The organism is Gordonia sp. CPCC 206044 (genome assembly GCF_048537895.1).
Classification (GTDB): Bacteria; Actinomycetota; Actinomycetes; order Mycobacteriales; family Mycobacteriaceae; genus Gordonia.
In genome coordinates, this window is sequence record NZ_JBCLVL010000026.1 from 18,688 (window position 1) to 39,214 (window position 20,527).

The 20,527-nt window shown below is 65.9% G+C and carries 18 protein-coding genes; 10 read left to right on the forward strand and 8 right to left on the reverse strand.

The window, feature by feature from the left end:
- Positions 1-34: 34 nt before the first annotated feature.
- A complete protein-coding gene (locus AAFP35_RS25585) occupies positions 35-1,267 on the reverse strand; it encodes a sulfotransferase family protein (RefSeq protein ID WP_419224501.1) in 1,233 nt (410 codons plus the stop codon).
- Positions 1,268-1,269: 2 nt separating this feature from the next.
- Positions 1,270-2,349 (reverse strand): DUF1214 domain-containing protein, encoded by a 1,080-nt coding sequence (locus AAFP35_RS25590; protein ID WP_419224502.1) that lies wholly within the window; start codon positions 2,347-2,349, stop codon positions 1,270-1,272.
- Between the two features lie 166 nt (positions 2,350-2,515).
- Between AAFP35_RS25590 and AAFP35_RS25595 the strand changes: the two genes are divergently transcribed.
- Positions 2,516-3,148, forward strand: coding sequence for a TetR/AcrR family transcriptional regulator (locus AAFP35_RS25595; protein WP_419224503.1), 633 nt, complete (start codon positions 2,516-2,518; stop codon positions 3,146-3,148).
- 8 nt (positions 3,149-3,156) lie between these two features.
- Here AAFP35_RS25595 and AAFP35_RS25600 read toward each other — a convergent pair whose 3' ends face one another.
- Entirely contained in the window at positions 3,157-3,708 is a 552-nt protein-coding gene (locus AAFP35_RS25600) for a dihydrofolate reductase family protein (protein ID WP_419224504.1), read from the reverse strand.
- A gap of 96 nt (positions 3,709-3,804) precedes the next feature.
- A complete protein-coding gene (locus AAFP35_RS25605; RefSeq protein ID WP_419224505.1) occupies positions 3,805-5,367 on the reverse strand; it encodes a DUF222 domain-containing protein in 1,563 nt (520 codons plus the stop codon).
- A gap of 220 nt (positions 5,368-5,587) precedes the next feature.
- Between AAFP35_RS25605 and AAFP35_RS25610 the strand changes: the two genes are divergently transcribed.
- Positions 5,588-5,929, forward strand: coding sequence for a DUF1801 domain-containing protein (locus tag AAFP35_RS25610; protein WP_419224506.1), 342 nt, complete (start codon positions 5,588-5,590; stop codon positions 5,927-5,929).
- Here the strand turns inward: AAFP35_RS25610 and AAFP35_RS25615 are convergent.
- From AAFP35_RS25615 to AAFP35_RS25625, 3 genes are all read right to left on the reverse strand, one after another.
- Complete coding sequence (locus tag AAFP35_RS25615) at positions 5,926-7,296, reverse strand: MFS transporter (RefSeq protein ID WP_419224507.1); 1,371 nt, start codon at positions 7,294-7,296, stop codon at positions 5,926-5,928. The genes AAFP35_RS25610 and AAFP35_RS25615 overlap by 4 nt on opposite strands.
- Positions 7,297-7,461: 165 nt before the next feature.
- The gene (locus tag AAFP35_RS25620; protein WP_419224508.1) at positions 7,462-9,129 is read right to left on the reverse strand and encodes a hypothetical protein; all 1,668 of its coding nucleotides are present in this window, start codon (positions 9,127-9,129) and stop codon (positions 7,462-7,464) included.
- Between the two features lie 185 nt (positions 9,130-9,314).
- Positions 9,315-10,754 (reverse strand): amino acid permease, encoded by a 1,440-nt coding sequence (locus AAFP35_RS25625; RefSeq protein ID WP_419224509.1) that lies wholly within the window; start codon positions 10,752-10,754, stop codon positions 9,315-9,317.
- Positions 10,755-11,036: 282 nt separating this feature from the next.
- Here AAFP35_RS25625 and AAFP35_RS25630 point away from each other — a divergent pair, with 282 nt between their 5' ends.
- Positions 11,037-11,657, forward strand: a complete 621-nt coding sequence (locus AAFP35_RS25630) for a hypothetical protein (protein ID WP_419224510.1) — start codon at positions 11,037-11,039, stop codon at positions 11,655-11,657.
- Between the two features lie 111 nt (positions 11,658-11,768).
- Entirely contained in the window at positions 11,769-12,650 is an 882-nt protein-coding gene (gene ppk2 / locus AAFP35_RS25635; protein WP_419224511.1) for a polyphosphate kinase 2, read from the forward strand.
- On the opposite strand, the gene AAFP35_RS25640 is transcribed toward ppk2, so the two are convergent.
- On the reverse strand, positions 12,644-13,945 hold the full coding sequence (locus AAFP35_RS25640; protein ID WP_419224512.1) for a M20 metallopeptidase family protein: 1,302 nt from the start codon (positions 13,943-13,945) through the stop codon (positions 12,644-12,646). The genes ppk2 and AAFP35_RS25640 overlap by 7 nt on opposite strands.
- 102 nt (positions 13,946-14,047) lie before the next feature.
- Here AAFP35_RS25640 and AAFP35_RS25645 point away from each other — a divergent pair, with 102 nt between their 5' ends.
- From AAFP35_RS25645 to AAFP35_RS25670, 6 genes are all read left to right on the forward strand, one after another.
- Positions 14,048-14,482 carry a MarR family winged helix-turn-helix transcriptional regulator gene (locus AAFP35_RS25645; protein WP_419224513.1) on the forward strand — a complete coding sequence of 145 codons (435 nt, stop codon included), beginning with the start codon at positions 14,048-14,050 and terminating at the stop codon, positions 14,480-14,482.
- A complete protein-coding gene (locus AAFP35_RS25650) occupies positions 14,479-16,200 on the forward strand; it encodes an MFS transporter (RefSeq protein WP_419224514.1) in 1,722 nt (573 codons plus the stop codon). Before AAFP35_RS25645 ends, AAFP35_RS25650 begins: the two co-directional genes overlap by 4 nt.
- A gap of 143 nt (positions 16,201-16,343) precedes the next feature.
- Positions 16,344-16,841: a MarR family winged helix-turn-helix transcriptional regulator gene (locus tag AAFP35_RS25655; RefSeq protein ID WP_419224515.1), complete on the forward strand. Its 498-nt coding sequence runs from the start codon at positions 16,344-16,346 to the stop codon at positions 16,839-16,841.
- Positions 16,841-17,680, forward strand: coding sequence for an MSCRAMM family protein (locus AAFP35_RS25660; protein WP_419224516.1), 840 nt, complete (start codon positions 16,841-16,843; stop codon positions 17,678-17,680). Before AAFP35_RS25655 ends, AAFP35_RS25660 begins: the two co-directional genes overlap by 1 nt.
- Positions 17,677-18,486, forward strand: coding sequence for a YceI family protein (locus tag AAFP35_RS25665; RefSeq protein ID WP_419224517.1), 810 nt, complete (start codon positions 17,677-17,679; stop codon positions 18,484-18,486). Before AAFP35_RS25660 ends, AAFP35_RS25665 begins: the two co-directional genes overlap by 4 nt.
- 34 nt (positions 18,487-18,520) lie before the next feature.
- Positions 18,521-20,527: MFS transporter (locus tag AAFP35_RS25670; protein ID WP_419224518.1), on the forward strand; the 2,007-nt coding region annotated here is incomplete at its 3' end.

Consider the following 20,527-nt stretch of genomic DNA (forward strand, 5'->3'; position numbering starts at 1 on the left):
TCGCTTGGGGCATCCGCCTCAATTACCCACGCCCCTACCCGAAGGGATAGAACGCCATCCGCTCCCGTAGTTCACCCTCGACGATGCCGAACTGTTCCGGACCGTACCGGTGTCGGCCCTTGCCGCCACGTGGCTGGGCAGCATGATGTTCGGCAATCATCGCGTCGACGTCGGGTGGATCGATGTCGGCGGCCTCGTAGATGTGGCGCACCGTCGACGATGTGTCGGCCACCAGATCTGCATACCGGACGTCGAGACAGGTGACGTCCTGCGCCGCTGCGGAGTCCCGGAATGCCATCGCGCGCCGCAACCACAGTTCGGTCTGCTCGGTCTGGAAGCGGCCGACGTCGGTGCCGTCGACCTCGTCGCTGTACGTCGACCGGTAGGTCGCGAACAGGCTGGCTCCGGAGGCCACCGTCTCGACGATGTCGCGATGGAGATGGACGATCACCGCCCCCGGATAGGCGGCGGCCAGCGACGAGGGTTCGGCGGTGTGCGCCGGCGCCTTCAGCAGCCAGCGGCGGTCGGTGTGGTCGTCGAGCATCTGGAGCACCAACCGGTGCGCCGTGTACTCGTCGTGGAAGTCCTGGCCCGCCAACCATTGCGCGTAGGAATCGAGCCGGGTGGTGGAGCTGAACGCCCAGTTGCGCAGCGTCGTCCCCATGGCGAGCACGCACTCCTCGGGAAGACGCGCACCGGAATCGTGGACGGCGGCCATCGTGGGATTGAGTGTGTGCAACAGTTCGTGTCCGGCACCGCTGGCGTCGATCCGACGCTCCCGCTCCTCGGCATCGGCATCGGCCATCCGCCACGGCGCATACAGTTCGGCAGGCAGCGGCGCGCGCAATCGATGATCACGCGCCAGCAGGCGGAACAGGAACGTCGTGCCGGTACGCCAGCCGCCGATGATGACGATGGGTGGTCGTACCGCACGATCGGCGACGTCTGGTCTCGCCGCGACATACCGGGCCGTGGCCGCCCGGGCGCCGAGCTTTGCGGTGGCGGTGTCCTGGGCGGTCCGGGCACCGAACGCGTTCAGGCGTCCGTCCTCCTCAGCCGAGGCCAGATAGTGCTCCAGTCCGGGTTTCCATCCGTTCGGATCGCCGAGGGCAGCAACGTCGTATCGTGCTGCCACACGGTCGATCACGATCTCGGCGGCCTCGGCGCCGAGGCAATATCGACCAGGGTTTCGTTGCCGGTCCACCTCGGCGTCGGCGTACACCGACTGTGCTGCATCAGATCTCGCCGGCGGGGTCCAGGATGCCATCATCAACCTCTCAGATCGTCGAGACGCACGCGCCGCACGCTCGGTAGGTCGGGCGTGCGCTCAGGTGCGAGGAAGCGGAGGACGACGACGCCGAACGGACGTCCTTCGGTGTCCAGCCAGTCACCGGACGCCGGTGGTTGCGCCGCCAGGACGAACCGGTACCGCCCGTCCCGGATCGTCGCGGTGGCCCCGGTGTAGGAGACTGGCCGACTTCGATAGTCGAGCGAGTTCAGAAATCTGCTGTAGGCCAATATGTTCCAGTATCGACAACCAACCAGATCGCCCTCGATGACCAGCGCTTCGTCGGGTCCGAGCTGCCATCCGCCACGCAGGTAGTGGATGCCTGGTTCGGTGAACACCGCCCCACCATCCATCTCCGACCAGTGCCGGATGGTGTTCGGCGACTCACGTTCGTCCGTCGTGGAACCCGCGAATATCTGCGGGAGCAGACGCATCGTCGCACCGAGGCGTTCGATGCGGGCGCCGAGCACAGACGGGTCCGGCGCAATGGCCGGTCCCGGATCGTCGATGGGTTCGATTGTGCAGCTTCCCATCCGGTCGGTTGTGACATCGTCGTGGAAGAACCGCACCCACAGCACACTCGTTCGATCGGTCAGGTCCAGCCAGTTCCCCGCGCTCGGCGCATCGCCACCGAGTGTCACCTCGAACTCCCCGTCGGGGCCGAACGTCATCGCGTCACTGTCGAGGCGAGCGGTGGCCTCGGCGCCCAGACCGCCTTTTCTCGCGTACGCGGTGATCGACAGATATGTCGCATCTCCCCTGCTGCCTCGGATGCGATAGCGCCGGTCCGATCGCAGGTCTGCGAACCAGTACCGGAAGTCGGGATTGTCCATCAGGAACTTCTCGCGCCATCCGTTGAACGCCACCAACTCCGGACGTTCCCGGTCGACCTCGAATCGGCCGAGTTGGTTGGTGAGTCCGCGCAGCAACGCGCGGAAGCCGTCGGCTTGTTCGGCCGGGTCGAGGTCGGCGGTCTGGTCAGCGATCTGTTCTCCGGCCGACTGCAGGGCATCGACGAGGCTGCGCCACGCGGAGACCTCGGGGCGCTCGGCGGCGGTCATCCGACACGCGCCCGGAGGTGTCGAGCGACGATGCAGCCGCCAGTCCCGGACTTGAGATCGTCCATGGCGGTGGTTGTTTCGTGGTCGGACATCGGCAGCGGCAATCCCTTCCCTTATCAGGAAGCATGTGCTTCCCAAATTCAAATCTGCCCGTATACTCAGCGGCATGTCAAGGCCCTATCGCGGCCGCACGCCGCATGAGCGCTCCGCAGAACGCCGCGGCCGGCTGGTGGACGCAGGCATCGACTTGGTGGGGACCGGTGGCGTCAACGCGATGACCATGCGCGCGGTGTGTCGCTGCGCCGGACTGAGCCAGAAGTTCTTCTACGAGAGCTTCACCGACACCGACGACCTCCTCCACGAGGTGTACCGAACGACGTTCGAGCGGGCCCGCAGTGTCGTCGACGAGGCCGTCGCCGGGGCCCCGGATGGATCGCCGCGACGCGTGGGTGTCGACGCCGCAGCGCAATTGGTGGCCGAGGATGTCCGGGTGTGCCGAATACTGTTCGTCGAACCCATCGCGGATCGCCGACTACGCGAGTATGTGCGGGAATCGATCCTGGACTTGATCTCACCGGGACTGCGTCGTCCCACTCGGCGCGCACGTGTGCCCGTGGGAACCAGGATGCAGTACGCAACCCTGTTCGGGTCGATCATCTCCTTGTTCATCGAGTGGTCGGAAGGAAATTTCGGCGACGACCGATCGGCCTTCGTCGACCATGTGACGGCGGTGCTGGAGACCGCGGCCCCCGGACTGTCCGGAGATCAGGCACGACCTGCGGACACGGCGTCGACGTAGCCCGCCGTTCAGCCGACGCGATACGTCAACAGGGCCACCCCGTTGCTGAATGATTTCGACTCGGACAGTGCGATTGTCGTGATCTCCTCACCGTCCGGGAACAGACGTCGGCCCCGCCCCTGGACGACGGGATAGACGAAGAGCCGGTACTCATCGACGAGGTCGGCTGCGATCAGCCGGTGCGTCAGCCGGATGCTGCCGGTGACCACGATGTCCTTGCCGTCGCGCGCCTTGAGTTCGCGGACACTGTCTGTGACATCCTCGCCCGGCAGAACCGTCGAGTTCTGCCAGTTCGGGTCGGTCATGGTCGACGATACGACATATTTGTCGACGCCGTTCAGGTACTCGGCGACGCCGGTCGGGTCATCGTGCTGATGCGGCCAGTAACCGCGGAAGTCCTCGAAGGTGCGTCGACCCACCAGCAGGGCATCGGCCTGCGCGTCTTGGCGGTGAGACTCCTCCACCAGATCCGGTGCCGAATCGGTCGGATCGAACCAGGACGTCAGCATCTCGATCGATCCGTCCAGCGTGATGTTCTGTGTGATGACGAGCTTGCGCATGGCGCTCCTCTCGGTTGTTGCCTCGAGAAGACTGACCTGACCGAGGCGCCGAGTTCATCGCATCGTCACCGGCGCACGATCGATCGGCGACCGATCTCATCGGGAGATGAGATCGTCGCGGGTCAGAACTCGCACCGACCATCCGGACGAGATGAGTCTCGGCACGCGACGGCGTTCTTCTCGCATGCCCGAGGCGCGTGTGCGGCTCACGGCACGCTCGGGCGGGGCGTCGCCCGGCGGTGGAAGCCCTCGTTGCAGGTGTGCGGCGAGTTCCTCACCGAGGTGGTGGGTGCGGTTGACCCGCGGCGGATCTGGTGGTCCGTCACCGTTGAGTGTCCAGGCGGGCCGCCCGGCATCGGGGCCGTCGACCACCATGTGGGTGGTGAATTGGCCGGGCCTCGGGCCGACCCGACGGTTGTGCGGCGGACACGAGCCGGCGAGATCGATGATGTCGGTCCACCCACCGTCGGCCCAATCCTGTTCGGCGTGATGGATTTCCAGGTGGGTGAACGGTTGTGTGCATTCGGGGCAGGTGCAGCCGGCGCCATCTCGGGCGAACAGTGCGAATCGTTGGGATTGGTTGGCACATCGTTTCGCCCTACCGAGGTAGAGCACCTCGGCGCTGTGATCGGCGAACACCGCGAGGTGCATCTGCGCTCGCGCGGCGAGATCGATGACGTCTTTGATCGGCAACTGAGCGCCGCCGGCCGTCTCACCGACGCCGGCCCGCTCGCGCAACTCCGCTTCGGTGATCTTGATGATCAGGTGCGGGGGCAGGCCGCGATGGCTCTTGCCGAGTAGCCCACCGTCGAGAACCGCGGTGAGCAGAGCCTTGAGTGCGTCGTGATTGCGTTGCGACTGGGCACGGGAATCGCGGCCGGCAGCGTCTTTCAGCAACTCGGCATCGACGTCGTCCTTGCTGCCCCGCGGTGATCGGTCGTCGTCGGGATTGTTCATCCCGGGCGCAGCCCACGCATCGAGCAGGACATCGAACATCGCCCGCGTGAGCGGGTCGAGCGAGCCGGTCAGGCGGCTCATCGACTGCGCATCCTGGTCGCCGAGGCCCAGTCCACGACGACGGGCGCGGTCGGTGTCGTCGGTGAGCCGCCCATCCGGGTCGAGGTGGGCCACCAGGCGTGCGCCGAGCTTGGCGATACCGCTCGGGGTGTGCGCCCGCGCCAATCGAGCCAGCGTCGCTTCTGCGGCATCCCTGGCGTCGGCCGGCACCGCGGCCGGGATCTGCCGCAACGCCTCGAGGATTCTCTGCACGTGATCGGGCCCGATTGCACCCTCACGGAGCGCCTGCGCGGTGTGCGGGCAGCGCGGTGCCAACACGTCGCCCTGCATCGAACGCATCGATGTCAACGCCTCGATGTGCTTGCGGCGCATGCCCGGATTGGTGATGCGCAGCTTGGCGACCATGAAGTCGTGCAGGGACCGGTACCCGGCTTTGATGTGTGCGGCCCGATCGGACACCTCGAGGACCCGGCGGTATCCGATCGAAGCCATACGACGCGCGGCACGTTCATGCGCGTCCGCGACGTCGATGGTCTCGTGGTCACTCGCCGCCGTGGGATCGGCAGCATCGATCCGGTCGAGCAGATCGTGCAACTCGGCATACAGCGCCACCATCGTGGACCGCTGATCGTCGACGCTCATCGAGTTGCACCCCCCTCGGAAACTCGAAAGTATGTTCGATACAGTATGCGATTTGTCCGGTTTGCGCAACCCCTCCGGGGATCGCTCCAATGGATTGTCAGTCCATCCGGAATCCCCTACAGCGTCCGATCATTCGGCACGGAAGGACCAGCGGATCTCGACCCAGTTCGAAGACCTCCGATACCCCCGCGAGCGCGCCGGCATCGACTACGGTTGCCTGATGACCACCGACTGGCGCGAAGAGCGGGCCGACGAGATCCGGACGCTGATCCTGCGGGCCGAGCCCGACATCGCCGAAGAGATCAAGTGGCGCAAGCCTTCCAATCCCGGCGGCGTGCCCACGTTCTCGCTCGACGGTCTGGTCTGCACGTTGGAGACCTACAAAGACAAGATCAAGGTGACCTTCGGGCAGGGAGCATCCCTCCCCGACCCCGCCAAGGTGTTCAACGCGAGCCTCACCGCGGGCACCCGCCGCGCCGTCGACATCAAGGAGTCCGACACGCTCGACGCAGATGCGTTCGTCGATCTGATCCGCGCAGCGGTCGCGCTGAACCGGGGTTAGCGCCTCGCTTCGGGCGTCGGCGATTCGACCCGCACGGTTTCCGGACGGTCGGCTTCGTAGTTCTCCACATCCGGATACCACCGCGCCACTGCGAGCGCCGCAAGTCCGACGACACTGACACCGACTATCCACATCACCGGCCCGGCCACCGAGCCGGTTGCGAGCAACAACGCACCGCACACCAGCGGCGCCAGACCACCGCCGAGTACAGTGCCGATGTTCTGCCCGAAATTGCTGGCGGTATATCGGATTCGACGGGGAAACAGTTCCGCGATGTAGCCGAAGCCAGGCGCCATGACGAGGTTGGTGAGGATCAGATAGGCACCCATTGCGACCACCAGCAGCACGGGATTCTCGGTGACCGACAGCAACCAGAAGATCGGCCCCGACACCACGATGAAGGCGCCGAGCAGGGTGGCCAGCCACCGTTCCTGCCCGATTCGGTCGGTGACCCAGCCCGACAACGGATGCCACAGCGCTCCGAGGACCATCGACGTCGCATAGGTGATCATCACCATGCCCACCGCGAGCTCGCGGTTACCCGCAAGAAAGACTGCGAACCACTGCGCCACCCCCGCGGAACCGTTGACGCCGATGGCGACCCCACCGGCCAGTAGCACCGGCCGCCAATACTTCGTCAATGTCTCCCTCAGTGGCGATTTCAGGATCTCACGGTTCTTCACCATCTCGGCGAACTCAGGTGAGTCCTCCACCCTTCGACGAATGACGAACGCCACCAGAGTCAAGGGCGCGGCGACGAGAAACGGGATACGCCAGCCGTAATCGGACATGAATTGCTCGGATGCGCTCAGCGCGAGTACCGCCGCGAGCACTGCGCCGCTCGAACCACCGAGACCGGCACCGAACGGCGTCAACGACGACAGCAAACCGCGCCGTGCCTCTGGGGCTGATTCGAGCGCAAATGTCACTGAGCCAAGCATCTCGGCGCCCGCCGACAACCCTTGCCCGATCCGGAGGATAACCAGAATCGCGGGCGCCAGAAGTCCGATGGCGTCGTAGGACGGCAGCACGCCGATCAGTGCGGCACAGACACCCATCACCACGACCGTGGCCATCAGGGCGGTTCGGCGACCACTCCGATCCCCGATGCGGCCGAAGAGTATGCCTCCGAGCGGCCGGGCGATGAACCCTGCGCCGAACACCGTGAGGCCCACGAGAAACGAGACCGCGTGATTGCCGGACGGGAAGAAGAGAGGCGCAAAGTAGACGGTGAGCACTCCGTACAACGCAAAGTCGTAGTACTCGATGAATGTCCCGACGAACCCGGCCGTCGCGGCCCGCTTGGCCGCCGCCGGTATGGGTCCGCGCTGTGGCCCGTCGTCGGTCGAAGTGGTGGACCCGCGCATCCCGAACTCCTCGCAAGAGACATTACCGTTTTGGTTACAGTAATGCATACCTGTGACGGCTGTCGGACTTCGGTTCGCACTTGGGAGCACCTGACGGACCTTGATGGAAGGGTCTTCGGCGGGCGGCGGTCGGCCTATCCGCGCAGCGGTCGCACTGAACCGGGGTTAGCCGCGCGTCGACGTCTCCGCGAAATCCGCCAGGCGCGTCGACACCTGCTCGGGCTTGCCGTTGTTCTGCCGTGCCGCCGCGGTCAGGACGTCGATGTGGTTGTAGCCGGGCAGGTACACCTGCTCGCCCTCGCCGGTGCCCGTGGCACCGATACCGCCCGACGCGGTGAACGTGATGGTCGCCTTGCCTTTCCACGCCCCCGGGTGCAGCCGGCATCGGGTGAAGTCGGCACCCTCGCCCGCCATCATGTCGGCCGGCAGACGCGTCGGGAAGTACCACTCGGTGAAATCCAGTGGCGGCTCGGACAGGTTACGCGCCAATTCGTGAATGGACGTGACCTCGGAAGCCGGTGACGAGTACCGGCGCAGCGACGGTGAGGTCCGGTCGTAGTCGACCCACCGGTACACATCGTGTGGCCCGAACCCGGTCGCGGCGAACTTCTTTCCATCGCCGAAGGCCGTCTGCGCCATCGGGAAGACGTTGCGCGCCTCGTACGGAAGCGGGAACACCTTGGGCGCGACGGGCCCTCCGGTGATGGACCCGAGGCTGGCTTGCAGGAATCCGAAGGGCTGCGAGTTGTCGTCCAAAATGGCGCCCAGGATCGCGGCGTTTGTCGCATGCAGTTTCTTCACATCGGGTCGGCCCGTTGCGAACTGGAGATGGTCCTTGGCGAGCAGCGTGCGCAGTGTCAGCTCGACGTTCAGATTGTCCGGCAGATGACCGACGATCTCGTCGACCCGGTTCGGATGCAGTCGGGTCGCGAGTCCGGCCAACGCGAGAAGGTTCATCGTCTCGGGGTTGATGACGGCAGGTAGTGCCAGCACCGGCAGCATCTGTTCGACGGGTTGCGACATGACCCCCAGCAATGATCCGATCCCGCGAGGTAGCCCGGGAACACCCAGCGGGTCCAATGCGATACCGGCCAGATTGGTGCTGATCGCGGTGTCGAGGGCGAAGTATCCGCCGCATTGGTTGTACCCGGCGTCGTCGAGGGTCCGGGGGTTGCCGTCGAAATCCCATTCGGCGAAGTAGGCGGTGACGAATCCGCCCATCGAATGGCCGCCACAGAGAACCTTGCGCTTGCGGACCTTCTGATCCGGCACTTCATGACGCAGGACGTCGTACTCGTCGCGCAACGTCTGGGCCAACCCGAGACCCTTGGCCCAGCCGAGTGTTCCGGAGATCTCGGTGAGGGACGGGAATCCGGCGAATCGGTGACCGTCGATCGTCGACTTGCCTGCGTAGTAGTCGGCCGCCGTCGCGAAATCGCCTGTCCGGAGCGCGGCTTGCAGCCCGGTGTGGTCCTCGGCGCAATTGGAGCGGCGATCGAGCGCCCACAGTTCGATCGACCGTCCGGCGGCTGCGGCCTTGGCAACGGTGTTTCGGGCCACGCTCTCGAAAGCCCCGGCTCCCTCGAAGATTCCGGGTTGCGCGACCAGAATGCGGTCGGCGTCGACCGACTCCGTGGGCCCGCCCGCCGACCGGAACCGCAGATAGGACAACCAGTCACAGGCGGCCGGGTGAGGCCCGACCGACGCGGGCAGGGGCGAGCGCAGGCGCACGACCGACGAGATCACACCGGGCACCGGAGAACTCGAGGCGTAGACCTGCTCGACCCGGTCCGGACCGCTCGGTACCGCCTGTGCGGGACCGAGCGATGCCATCGAGATCATCAGGGTCGTCAGAATCCCTGCAGCACAGAAAACTCCACGGATTCGCACAGATGCCCCCGAAGGTGATGCAACCGCAACCGGATGCCGGTCGGCGTGCTACCGGACTGCAATCACTGAACAGCAGCGGGCGGGGTGTGTCAACCGTCACACCCTGATCGGTGCGTCGTGCGAGACCCTCAGCGCCCGACGGAGACCCGCTGGTCGTCGCGTGCGATCGTCTTCGACCACACGATGTAGCCGATACCGACCAGCGCGAACCAGACCGCCCCGACGACGAGTGCGATCCGTCCGTCCTCGTTGAAGAACAGCAGCACGAACACCAACATCAGGAAGGCCAGCGCCGCCCCGGTGGTGAAGGGTGCACCCGGCACGCGATAGTCCGACGCGGGCAACTCCCCGTTGGCCACCTTGCGACGGTAGGCCATGTGACACAGCAGGATCGTCGACCACACGACGATGATCCCGACCGTGGACACCGAGGTGATGTAGGAGAAGGCGTGGTCGGGGTCGATGACGTTGACGACCACACCGATCGCCATGACGGCAGCACTCAGCACGATGCCGACCATCGGAACCTTGCGCCCGGACAGCGTGTCGAGCCGGCGTGGCGCATCACCGCGTTGCGCGAGCGAGCGCAGCATGCGACCGGTGGAGTAGATGCCGGAGTTGCACGACGACAGGGCCGCGGTGAGCAGCACGAAGTTGACGATGCCCGCGGCCCCCGGGATGCCGATGTACTGGAAGACCGAGACGAACGGGCTCTGCCCGTCTTCGAAATCACGCCAGCTGCGCACCGACAGGATCACGATGAGCGAACCGACGTAGAAGATGCCGATACGGAACGGCACCGAGTTGATCGCCTTGCGCAGTGTCACACGCGGATTGCGCGCTTCGCCCGCGGTGACGCCGACGAGCTCGACACCCACGTAGGCGAACATCACGATCTGCAGACTCAGCAACGCGTTGGTGAAGCCGGTGGCGAAGAAGCCGCCGTCGTTCCAGAGGTTGGTCACCGACGGGCCCGTCTCGGGGCCGAGACCGGAGATCGGCAGCAGCACGCCGATGCCGACGATGATCATGCCGAGGATGGCGGTGACCTTGATGGCGGAGAACCAGAACTCTGCACGCCCGAACAACCCGACGGAGATCAGGTTGGCGCCGAACAGCACGATCAGCGCCACCAATGCCGTCACCCACACCGGGATGGACGGCCACCAGTAGTTGACGTACTTGCCGGCGACGGTGATCTCAGCCATGCAGGTGGTGGTCCACACCGCCCAGTACGTCCAGCCCTGGCTGAACCCGGCGAACCGTCCGAGGAACTCGTCGGCGTACTCGCTGATGCCGCCGGAGATCGGTCGGTAGATCAGCATCTCGCCGAGTGCACGCATCACGATGAAGATGGCCAACCCGGCGAGCGCGTAGGCGAGGATCAGGGCCGGTCCGGCCTTCTCGATCGCACCGCCCGCCCCGTAGAACAGGCCGGTTCCGATGGCACCGCCGATGGCGATCATCTGGACGGTGCGGCTGGTGAGCCCCCGCTGATAGCCCTCGTCGTCGTCGGTGGACGGCCGGATCTCTGGATCGTCGTAGGTGGTCAAACCGGGTTTCCTCATCGTCGGGGACAGTGAGCGGTCACCCGTGGTGACCACGACGCGATCACCTCCGACGTCGGTGTGTGACCGCGGTCGCGCCGTGCGCGCCGTATCCATGGAACCATCGCACCCGGCGTCTCCGCCGCGCGACCGCCCACAGCCCGCCCCTCGACCCGCACGTCGGGTGCCCGGTGAACCGCTGCTGCGCAGCACGCGACCTCTTGCCAACCGGTCGGTAACGGAGAATCGTCATGGGCGACCGGCGGCGCCGCCGGGGCGCTGCCCCGACCGGAGGGAAGAGCCGTGTTCGCACGATCCACCACCGTCGTCGCTCATCCGAATCTCATCGACACCGGGATTCGCCATGTGGAGACCGAGGTCGCACCGATGCTCGCCGTCTTACCGGGCTATCGCGGCCTGTCGATGATCGTCGACCGCGGCTCGCGGCGATGCATCATCACCAGCTCGTGGGAGACCCGCGAGGCGATGCTCGCCACCGACCGCCGCCTGCAGTCGGTCCGCACCCGAGCGGCAGAGACGCTCGGCGGACGGCCGCAGGTCGACGAATGGGAGATCGCCGCACTCCACCGCGATCACCGCGCCCGCGACGGCGCCTGCATTCGAGCGACGTGGTTCCGGGTGGACCCCGACCACTTCGACCGTGCCGTCGACGTCTTCAAACTGGCGTCGCTGCCCGCTCTCGGCGACCTCGACGGATTCTGCAGCGCCAGCCTGATGATCGACAGAGAGTCCGCCCTCGCCGTGTCGTCGGTCGCCTACGACAGCACCGACGCGATGGAACGGACCCGGGGCGAAGCCGGCACGATCCGCGAGGCGGGCACCGCCGACGCCGGCGCGGAGGTGCTCGAGGTGTGCGAGTTCGAGCTCGTTCTCGCCCATCTGCACGTACCCGAACTCGTCTGACGCGCATCCCGGCACGACGGCAGGCGTATTACCGCGCGGTGTACGCCGATCCTGACGTAAAGTGCTGGGCCAACAGATCGGGTGGTGACCCCGACGGCGTGAGGAGACGATGTGGGCAAGAAATCCAAGAAGTCGCACAAATCCAAGCATTCCAAGCATCACGCCGGCGCCGAGCACGGCCAGTCGTCGCACCAGCACGACGAATCCGCCTCCACACCACTGCCTCTGATGAAGAACAAGGAGTACCGCAAGGAACTGAAGGAACTGCATGCCGAACTCGTCGCGCTGCAAGAGTGGGTGCGCGCGACGGGAGCGAAGGTCGCCATCGTCTTCGAGGGCAGGGACACCGCGGGTAAGGGTGGTGTCATCAAGGCGATCACCGAGCGGGTCAGTCCGCGGGTCTTCCGGGTGACCGCGTTACCCACCCCCACCGAGCGCGAGAAGTCGCAGATGTTCATGCAGCGCTATGTGGCGCATTTTCCCGCGGCCGGCGAGGTGGTCATCTTCGACCGCAGTTGGTACAACCGGGCCGGGGTGGAGCGGGTGATGGGTTTCTGCTCCGAGGAGGAGTCGAAGCAATTCCTCAGCGATGCACCGGAACTCGAGCGAGCGATGGTTCGGGCGGGGATCACGTTGATCAAGTACTGGCTCGAGGTGAGCCCCGAACAGCAGACGGCCCGTCTCGAGGGCCGCCTGACCGATCCCCGCAAGTACTGGAAGCTGTCACCGATGGACATCAAGTCGTACGCGCGGTGGGACGATTACACCCGGGCGCGTGACGACATGTTCCGCTACACCGATACCGGTTGGGCCCCATGGCACGTCGCGAACACCGATGACAAGAAGCGTGGCCGCCTCAACATCATCCGGCATCTCCTCGACCAGATCCCGTACACACCACTGGCGGCTCCGGACATCGAACTGCCCAAGCGCACGATCGGCGAGTACCAGAGCCCCGATCTGGCGTTGACGCACGTGCCGGCCCGCTACTGACCGTTCGTCGAAGTCGTTGCGGCACCGTGCAGGTGGTCGTTGGCGACATGGGCGAAGATGCGCAGGTAATCGAGGAGCGCGTCGTCGTCGGCATAGAAGTTCGGCGCGTGGTTCATCGCGATCCCGCGGCCGCCCTCGACCGGTTCGATCGAGTCGACGGTCAGTCGCGTGTCCTGCACGCCGTAGTTGAAGTAGGCGCCGCCGAAATCACGGACGAACACCGACATGTCGTCGTAGCCCATCGCCGGCGGCACGTCGACGACACGCTCGTCACCGACGACACGCTCGATGCTGGGTCGGATCGCGTCCACCCACTCGGGTGTGTTGGTCACCGGGGGCACATCCTGTAGGTACTCGACCGTTGCTGTCGCGCCGAACGAGGCGGCCGCGCCGTCCACCAGGGTCCGCAGATTCGCCTGCGCCGTCGCCATGTCGCCCGCGGACAGGCACCGGATCGTGCCCCACAGGGTGACCGTCGCGCCGATGATGTTGAAACGTCCGACATCGTCGAGATGCCCGAAGGACACGGTGATCGCATTGGTCGCCGGCACCTGTCGGTAGATCTGCGCGCTTCCGGTGATGATCTGGGCCGCAACGGGATAGGGGTCGACACCGAACCACGGCGTGGAACCGTGCACCTGCTTGCCCTCGATCGTGACCTTCACCATGCACGACGCGGCGAACTGATTGCCGACGTGCACCCCGACGATGCCCTTCGGGAACGGCGCCACGTGCATGCCGAAGACCATCGTCGGCGCCGTGGAGCCGAATGCTCCCGCATCCACCATGGCCTGCGCACCTCCCGGCTCGTCGACCGGCGGCCCCTCCTCTGCGGGCTGGAAGATGAACATCACCGAACCCGGCAGATGTTCACGCACCGAGGCCAATACGTGGGCGGCGCCGAGCACTGTCGCCGTGTGACAGTCGTGGCCGCACGCGTGTGACACCGGGAACGGACCCCCGGGATAGTTCTCGTCGACGACGGTGGACGCGAAGTCGACGCCTGACGTCTCCGCGACCGGAAGAGCGTCGGTGTCGGCACGTAGTGCCGCGATCCGAGGCCCCGGTCGGCCACCCTTGAGCAACGCCACCACCCCGTGTCCGGCGATGCCCTGATGGATCTCGTCGACACCGGCCTCGGTGAGACGTTCGACGATGAACGCCTCGGTGGCGACCTCCCGATTCGACAACTCGGGGTGCGCGTGCAGGTGATGTCGCCATCCGACCAGGTCACCGTGCACGCGGGCAGCGGCGCCGTCGATCGCGGACCGGAGTTCCTGTTCATCGATCGTCATGGTCTGATCATGACCGGCTCGCCGACGAATTGTCGGAAACCGGCGCAGATGACCGACTTGCCGCAATTGATCAACACAAACTGATCAATTTAGATTGATTAAATGCCGAAACCCGATCCGCTCGACGTCGCCTCCGACCTGCGCATCACGGTCGGCTCCCTCGTCCGCCAACTGCGCCAGCGCCGCGGCCCCGACGATCCGAGCGTCCCCGAGACCATGGTGCTGGCCCGCCTCGACCGCGACGGTCCGTGCACGTCCGCCGACCTGGCCCGCCGCGAGCAGGTCAGCCCACAGGCCATGGGGACCACCGTCGCCGGCCTGCTGGACCGCGGTCTCGTCGATCGCACACCCGACCCCGCCGATCGCCGACGGATCGTCGTGGACCTGACACCCAGTGGCGTGGGCGCACTCAACGGGCGTCGCAATCAACGCACGGTGGCGATCGCCGAAGCGCTGTCGCGCGCGTTGACCGACGACGAGATCACGACGCTCGCCACGGCACTGCCCCTGCTCGATCGGCTGCGGGAGGCACTGTGACAGCCACACCGACGTCGCAGGAGACCGCGAACCCGTCCACACGTCCCGATCGGTATCGATGGGTGGCGTTGTCGAACACGACGGCCGCGGTGTTCATGTCCGCACTCGACGGCTCGATCGTGATCATCTCGCTGCCGGCGATCTTCCGCGGCATCGGCCTCGACCCGTTGGCCGCGGAGAACATCGGCTATCTGCTCTGGATGATCATGGGCTATCGACTCGTCCAGGCCGTCGCGGTCACGACCCTCGGCCGGCTCGGCGACATGTTCGGGCGGGTTCGGATCTACAACGCCGGGTTCGCGGTGTTCACCGTGGCGTCGATCCTGTTGTCCTTCGATCCCTTTCACGCGTCGGCCGCAGCGGTCTGGCTGATCGGTTGGCGGGTGTTGCAGGCGATCGGCGGATCGATGCTGACCGGCAATTCGGCAGCCATCCTCACCGACGCCTTTCCACCGGACCGACGGGGATTCGCGTTGGGCCTCAACCAGGTTGCGGCGCTCGCCGGACAACTCACCGGGCTCGTCCTCGGAGGTCTGCTGGCGGCGTGGGACTGGCGTGCGGTGTTCTGGGTGAACGTCCCGGTCGGCATCTTCTTCACCATCTGGGCCTACCTCAAGCTGCGCGACAGCGGCGAACGACATCCGGGGCGTATCGACTGGTGGGGCAACGCGACCTTCGGCATCGGGCTGTCGGCGATCCTGGTCGCGATCACTATCGGCTTGCAACCACGGGGTGGACACACGATGGGATGGGCCGACCCCACCACGCTCACCCTGCTCGGGGTCGGCGTCGCCTTGCTGATCGCCTTCGTCGCCGTCGAGCGACGCGTCGCCGAGCCGATGATCCACCTCGATCTGTTCCGCATCCGAGCGTTCACCGCCGGGAACGGCGCGGCCCTGTGCGCATCGCTGGCACAGGGTGGACTGCAGTTCATCCTGATCATCTGGCTGCAGGGCATCTGGCTTCCGCTGCACGGCTACGACTACGCGGACACGCCCCTGTGGGCGGGCATCTTCATGCTGCCGCTGACGCTCGGGTTCTTCGTGTCGGGGCCGCTGACCGGAGCGATGTCGGATCGATTCGGGGCACGCGGCTTCGCCACCGTCGGGATGCTGGTGTTCGGTTCCAGCTTCGTCGGGCTGATGTTGCTGCCGATCGCCTTTCCCTACTGGGTGTTCGCCGTGCTCATCGCGATCAACGGCATCGGGACGGGCATGTTCGCCGCACCCAACACGTCGTCGATCATGAGCAGCGTGCCGGCCCGCTACCGGGGCGTGGCGTCGGGCATGCGGGCGACCTTCCAGAACTCGGGAACCGCGCTGTCGATCGGCGTCTTCTTCTCGCTCATGGTCGTCGGATTGTCCGCGAACCTGCCCGAAGCCATGTCGAGCGGCCTACAACAGCAGGGCGTGCCACCGTCGGTGGCATCCGACGTCTCCCAACTGCCTCCGGTCTCGTCCCTCTTCTCCGCGATGCTCGGCGTCAACCCCATCGAGCATCTGCTGTCGAACACCGGGACGTTGGAGGGCCTGACGACCGCTCAGCGCGATCACCTGACCGGGCACAGCTTCTTCCCCGATCTGCTGTCGGGACCGTTCCACGACGGCCTCGTCGTCGTGTTCGCGGTCTCGATCGCTCTCTCGCTGTGCGCTGCGGTGGCGTCGGCATTGCGCGGAAAGCCGCCGACAGCCGTGTCGCGAATGTCCGAAATGGATTGATTCCTACCGATTCTCGCAACCTTTTGTAGCTGAACTCACACTTCTCGATGAGGGTTTCGGCGGGAGAATCACTTAGTCTGGCTATGTAATTTTAATTTCATCTTGCTAACTAACTAGTTGGCTGCCGGAGGGATGTCGTCTCGATGAAGGAGAGTCGAGCCGGCGGTCTCGCGACCACCGCGTCACCGAGTTGCGCGGCCGCCGTACACCGCGACCTCATCCGGATCGGGCGTGCGGTCCGCAGCAGAGCGGGTGCCGGGCAACTGTCCGCCGGACAGATGTCGGCATTGTGGACCATTGCGCAGAACGCGCCGATCCGGGCGACCGAACTCGCCGACCGCGAGGGGGTCACCGCACCGACCATGTCACGACTGGTCGGCGCACTCGAAAACCGTGGGCTGGTCGAACGGACCACCGATCCGCACGACGGACGGGTCAGTCTGTTCGCCCTGACCACACCGGGGATGGACTACATCCAGGGTGCGTCCTCACGGAAATCGGAGCTGTTCGAAGAGGCCCTCGCGTCTCTCGACGAGTCCGAACGCGACACGATCGCGCGGGCCATGCAACGACTCGCGGACACCATGTGCGAACTCGATCCGCACCGAGCAGACAACACCACGACCCAGGAGGGAGCCTGATGCAGCCCAACACCAACGGCCACCACGACGGCGACGGTGTCCAACCGTCCTATGAGATCCCCGGCGGCCTCATTCGCGGCGAGGTGCGTCGCGGCGACGGCACCGCGATCGGCGAGGCCACCATCACCGTCATCGACCCGAGCGGGCGTCAGGCCGCGCGGTCGGTCGCCCATCCCGACGGCACCTTCGTGGTGCAGGCGTCGGGAGGCGGCCACTACGTGCTCGTCGTCTCGGCCGACGGATTCGAGCCGTCGGCGCTCACCATCACCGTCGGCAACAGCCCTGTCGACGTCGACGTCGTGTTGTCGTCGATGGCTGCGTTGAGCGGCACGGTGACCACCTCGGCGACCGGTGAGACGGTCGCCAAGGCGACGGTCGCGGTCGCCGACCACACCGGACAGATCACCGCCACCGCCGTCACCGACGCCGACGGCCGCTGGGAGGTGGCCGGTCTCGCCGACGGCATGTACACCGTGATCGTGACCGCGCCCGGGTGTGATCCCGTCGCGGAGACGGTGACCCTCAGCGGCACCGCCAGCGCCACGGTCGACGTGGTGCTGCGCACCGCCGCGGAGCTCGTCGGCGTCATCACCGACGGCAACACCGGCACCGACGGCGCGCCGGTCGCGCACAGCCAGGTCGCACTGCTCAACGACTCCGGCGAGATGGCGGCCAGCGCACTCACCGACGAGACCGGGCGCTACCTCTTCGCGAACCTCGCGCCCGGCGACTACACCGTCATCGCCAACGGGTACGCCCCGGTCGCTGCGACGATCGACGTCGAGGCCGGCCGGGTCGCCACTCACGAGTTCGTTCTCGGAGCAAGGGGGCAGGCATGAGCACCACCATCACCGCACGCGTCGCAACCACCAGCGGTCGTCCGCTCGACGGCGCCGTCATGACCGTCATGTCCCAGGCCGGTGAACAGCGCGCCATCGTGCGGGCCGACGCCGAGGGCATGGTGCGCGCCGCCGATCTCGAAATCGGTACCTACACCGTGGTCGTCACCGCCGAGGGCTATCAGCCGACCGCGCGGGTCGCCGTGGTGTCCGGTCCCGGCTCGCTGAGCCTCGGCGAGATCGCCGCGGTCCGCGCGGGCGGTGCGCCGGTGCCGGCCGCCGGCCACTACGAGATCGACCCGGGTCACTCGATCATCGAGATCAGCGTGCGCCACTTCGGGATCGCCACCATCAAGGGACGCTTCGCCGACTTCACCGGATCGATCGACGTCGCCGACGATGTCGAGCGGTCGTCGGTGCTCGCCGAGATCAAGACGGCGAGCATCGACACCGAGAACCAGACGCGCGACGACCACCTTCGGTCGGATGCGTTCTTCGACGCCGAGCAGTATCCGGTGGCGCAGTTCCGGGCCGGACAGGTACGCCCGGCCACCGACGAGACCTGGTCGCTCACCGGAACTCTCACGCTGCGCGGCAGCGAGGTCCCGGTAGCGCTCGAGATGACCTACCTCGGCACGGTCGACGATCCGTGGGGTGGCCGACGCGCCGGATTCCGGGCGACCGGCACGTTGAAGCGTGACGACTTCGGGATCAGCTTCGACGACAAGCTGCTCAGCGGTGTCGCGCAGATCGGTAGCACCGCAACCGTCACCTTGGACGTCCAGGCCGTCCACACCTCGAACTGATCGAGCGTTTTTCTTCTTGATCTGAAAGGCACAGATGTCGAACGACACAGCGGCTCCGCCGACTTCGGCGACCGCCTCGGAGCCGGACAATTCCCGGCGCTCTCGGCAGAGTTCACTGGAGGAACTCGGCCCCAATTACAAGTGGATCGCGTTGTCCAACACCACGTTGGGCATGTTGATCGCGACGATCAACTCCTCGATCGTGCTGATCGCCCTTCCGGACATCTTCAAGGGCATCAACCTCAATCCCCTCGAGTCGCAGAACACCAGCTACCTGCTGTGGATGATGATGGGCTTCCTCGTCGTCACCGCCGTGCTGGTGGTCAGCTTCGGTCGTCTCGGTGACATGTTCGGTCGAGCCCGCATGTACAACATGGGCTTTGCCGTGTTCACGGTCTCGTCGATCTTCTTGGCCATCACCTGGTTCGACGGCAGTGAGGCGGCGATCTGGCTGATCTTCTGGCGAATCGTCCAGGGTGTCGGTGGCGCCTTCCTGATGGCCAACTCGTCGGCCATCCTCACCGACGCGTTCCCGGCCAACCAGCGTGGTCTGGCCATGGGCATCAACGGTGTCGCCGCGATCGCCGGCTCGTTCCTGGGTCTGCTCATCGGCGGTGTCCTCGCACCGATCCAGTGGCACTTCATCTTCCTGGTCTCGGTGCCCTTCGGTGTGGTCGGAACCATCTGGGCCTACATGAAGCTCCACGACCTCGGCGAGCGCAGGCACGCCAAGATGGACTGGTGGGGCAACCTGACCTTCGCGGTCGGCCTCATCGCGATCCTGGTGGGCATCACCTACGGCATCCAGCCCTACGGCAGCTCCAACATGGGCTGGGGCAACCCCTGGGTCCTCGCCGCACTCATCGGCGGTGTGATCGTGTTGGCGATCTTCGTTTTCATCGAGACCAAGGTCTCCAGCCCGCTGTTCGAACTGTCCTTGTTCAAGAACCGTTCGTTCGCCTTCGGCAACATCGCCAACCTGATGGCCTCGATCGGCCGCGGTGGTCTGCAGTTCATCCTGATCATCTGGTTGCAGGGCATCTGGCTGCCGCAGCACGGTTACGACTACACGCGCACCCCGCTGTGGGCCGGTATCTACATGGTTCCCATGACGATCGGCTTCCTGCTCAGCGCCCCGGTCTCCGGAGCACTCTCGGACAAGTTGGGCACCAAGTGGTTCACCACGGTGGGCATGCTCATCACCGCGGGCACGTTCGCCGGGTTGATCGCGCTGCCGGTCGATTTCGACTACTGGGTGTTCGCCGTGATCCTGCTCATCAACGGCATCGGCATGGGCCTGTTCGCCTCGCCGAACCGCGCCGAGGTGATGAACTCGCTACCTGTGACATCGCGCGGGTCGGGTGCCGGCATGATGACCACGTTCCAGAACGCGGCCATGGTGTTGTCGATCGGGCTGTTCTTCTCGCTGATGATCGCGGGCCTGAGCTCTCATCTGCCCGACGCCATGTACAGCGGCCTGACCAGCAACGGCATGCCCGAGCAGGCGGCCAACGGAATCGCACACATCCCGACGGTGGGCATCCTGTTCGCCGCGTTCCTGGGATACAACCCGATCCAGCAGGTCGCCGGTTCGGCCCTGCAGGGGTTGCCGCAGGCCAGCGTCGATCATCTGACCGGCCTGGAGTTCTTCCCGCATCTGATCAGCGATCCGTTCTCGGACGGCCTGACCGCGGCGTTCACCTTCGCTCTGATCTGCTGTGTGCTGGGTGCGATCGCCTCGCTGTTCACCGGTTCCAAGAAGTCCGCGGCCGTGGCCGTGCCGGAGACGGTGGGCGCCGAGTTGGCGGCAGTTGCGGCCGACGCCGGTGTCGGTGTGCCCTCGGAGCTGATCGACGAATCCCACATGGCGGGTGCACGTCACCGGCTCGCCGGTGCGGGTGACGCTGTGGCGCATACTGATCGGCCGCGTATCGCGGGTCGGATCACCGCTGTCGACGGCACACCGCTCGACACGGTCGCCGTCACGGTCACCGACACCCGCGGCCACCAAGCAGGCACCGCCAGCGTCGCCACCGACGGC

Bases quoted from the DNA above. Each gene is read 5' to 3' on its own strand.
- AAFP35_RS25590 (WP_419224502.1), bottom strand. From the start codon at position 2,349: ATGACCGCCGCCGAGCGCCCCGAGGTCTCCGCGTGGCGCAGCCTCGTC.
- AAFP35_RS25640 (WP_419224512.1), bottom strand. From the start codon at position 13,945: ATGACGATCGATGAACAGGAACTCCGGTCCGCGATCGACGGCGCCGCT.
- AAFP35_RS25615 (WP_419224507.1), bottom strand. From the start codon at position 7,296: ATGCGCGGGTCCACCACTTCGACCGACGACGGGCCACAGCGCGGACCC.
- AAFP35_RS25600 (WP_419224504.1), bottom strand. From the start codon at position 3,708: ATGCGCAAGCTCGTCATCACACAGAACATCACGCTGGACGGATCGATC.
- AAFP35_RS25620 (WP_419224508.1), bottom strand. From the start codon at position 9,129: ATGGCATCGCTCGGTCCCGCACAGGCGGTACCGAGCGGTCCGGACCGG.
- AAFP35_RS25610 (WP_419224506.1), top strand. From the start codon at position 5,588: ATGACCACCGACTGGCGCGAAGAGCGGGCCGACGAGATCCGGACGCTG.
- AAFP35_RS25605 (WP_419224505.1), bottom strand. From the start codon at position 5,367: ATGAGCGTCGACGATCAGCGGTCCACGATGGTGGCGCTGTATGCCGAG.
- AAFP35_RS25645 (WP_419224513.1), top strand. From the start codon at position 14,048: ATGCCGAAACCCGATCCGCTCGACGTCGCCTCCGACCTGCGCATCACG.
- AAFP35_RS25660 (WP_419224516.1), top strand. From the start codon at position 16,841: ATGCAGCCCAACACCAACGGCCACCACGACGGCGACGGTGTCCAACCG.
- AAFP35_RS25585 (WP_419224501.1), bottom strand. From the start codon at position 1,267: ATGGCATCCTGGACCCCGCCGGCGAGATCTGATGCAGCACAGTCGGTG.
- AAFP35_RS25665 (WP_419224517.1), top strand. From the start codon at position 17,677: ATGAGCACCACCATCACCGCACGCGTCGCAACCACCAGCGGTCGTCCG.
- AAFP35_RS25625 (WP_419224509.1), bottom strand. From the start codon at position 10,754: ATGAGGAAACCCGGTTTGACCACCTACGACGATCCAGAGATCCGGCCG.
- AAFP35_RS25595 (WP_419224503.1), top strand. From the start codon at position 2,516: ATGTCAAGGCCCTATCGCGGCCGCACGCCGCATGAGCGCTCCGCAGAA.
- AAFP35_RS25655 (WP_419224515.1), top strand. From the start codon at position 16,344: ATGAAGGAGAGTCGAGCCGGCGGTCTCGCGACCACCGCGTCACCGAGT.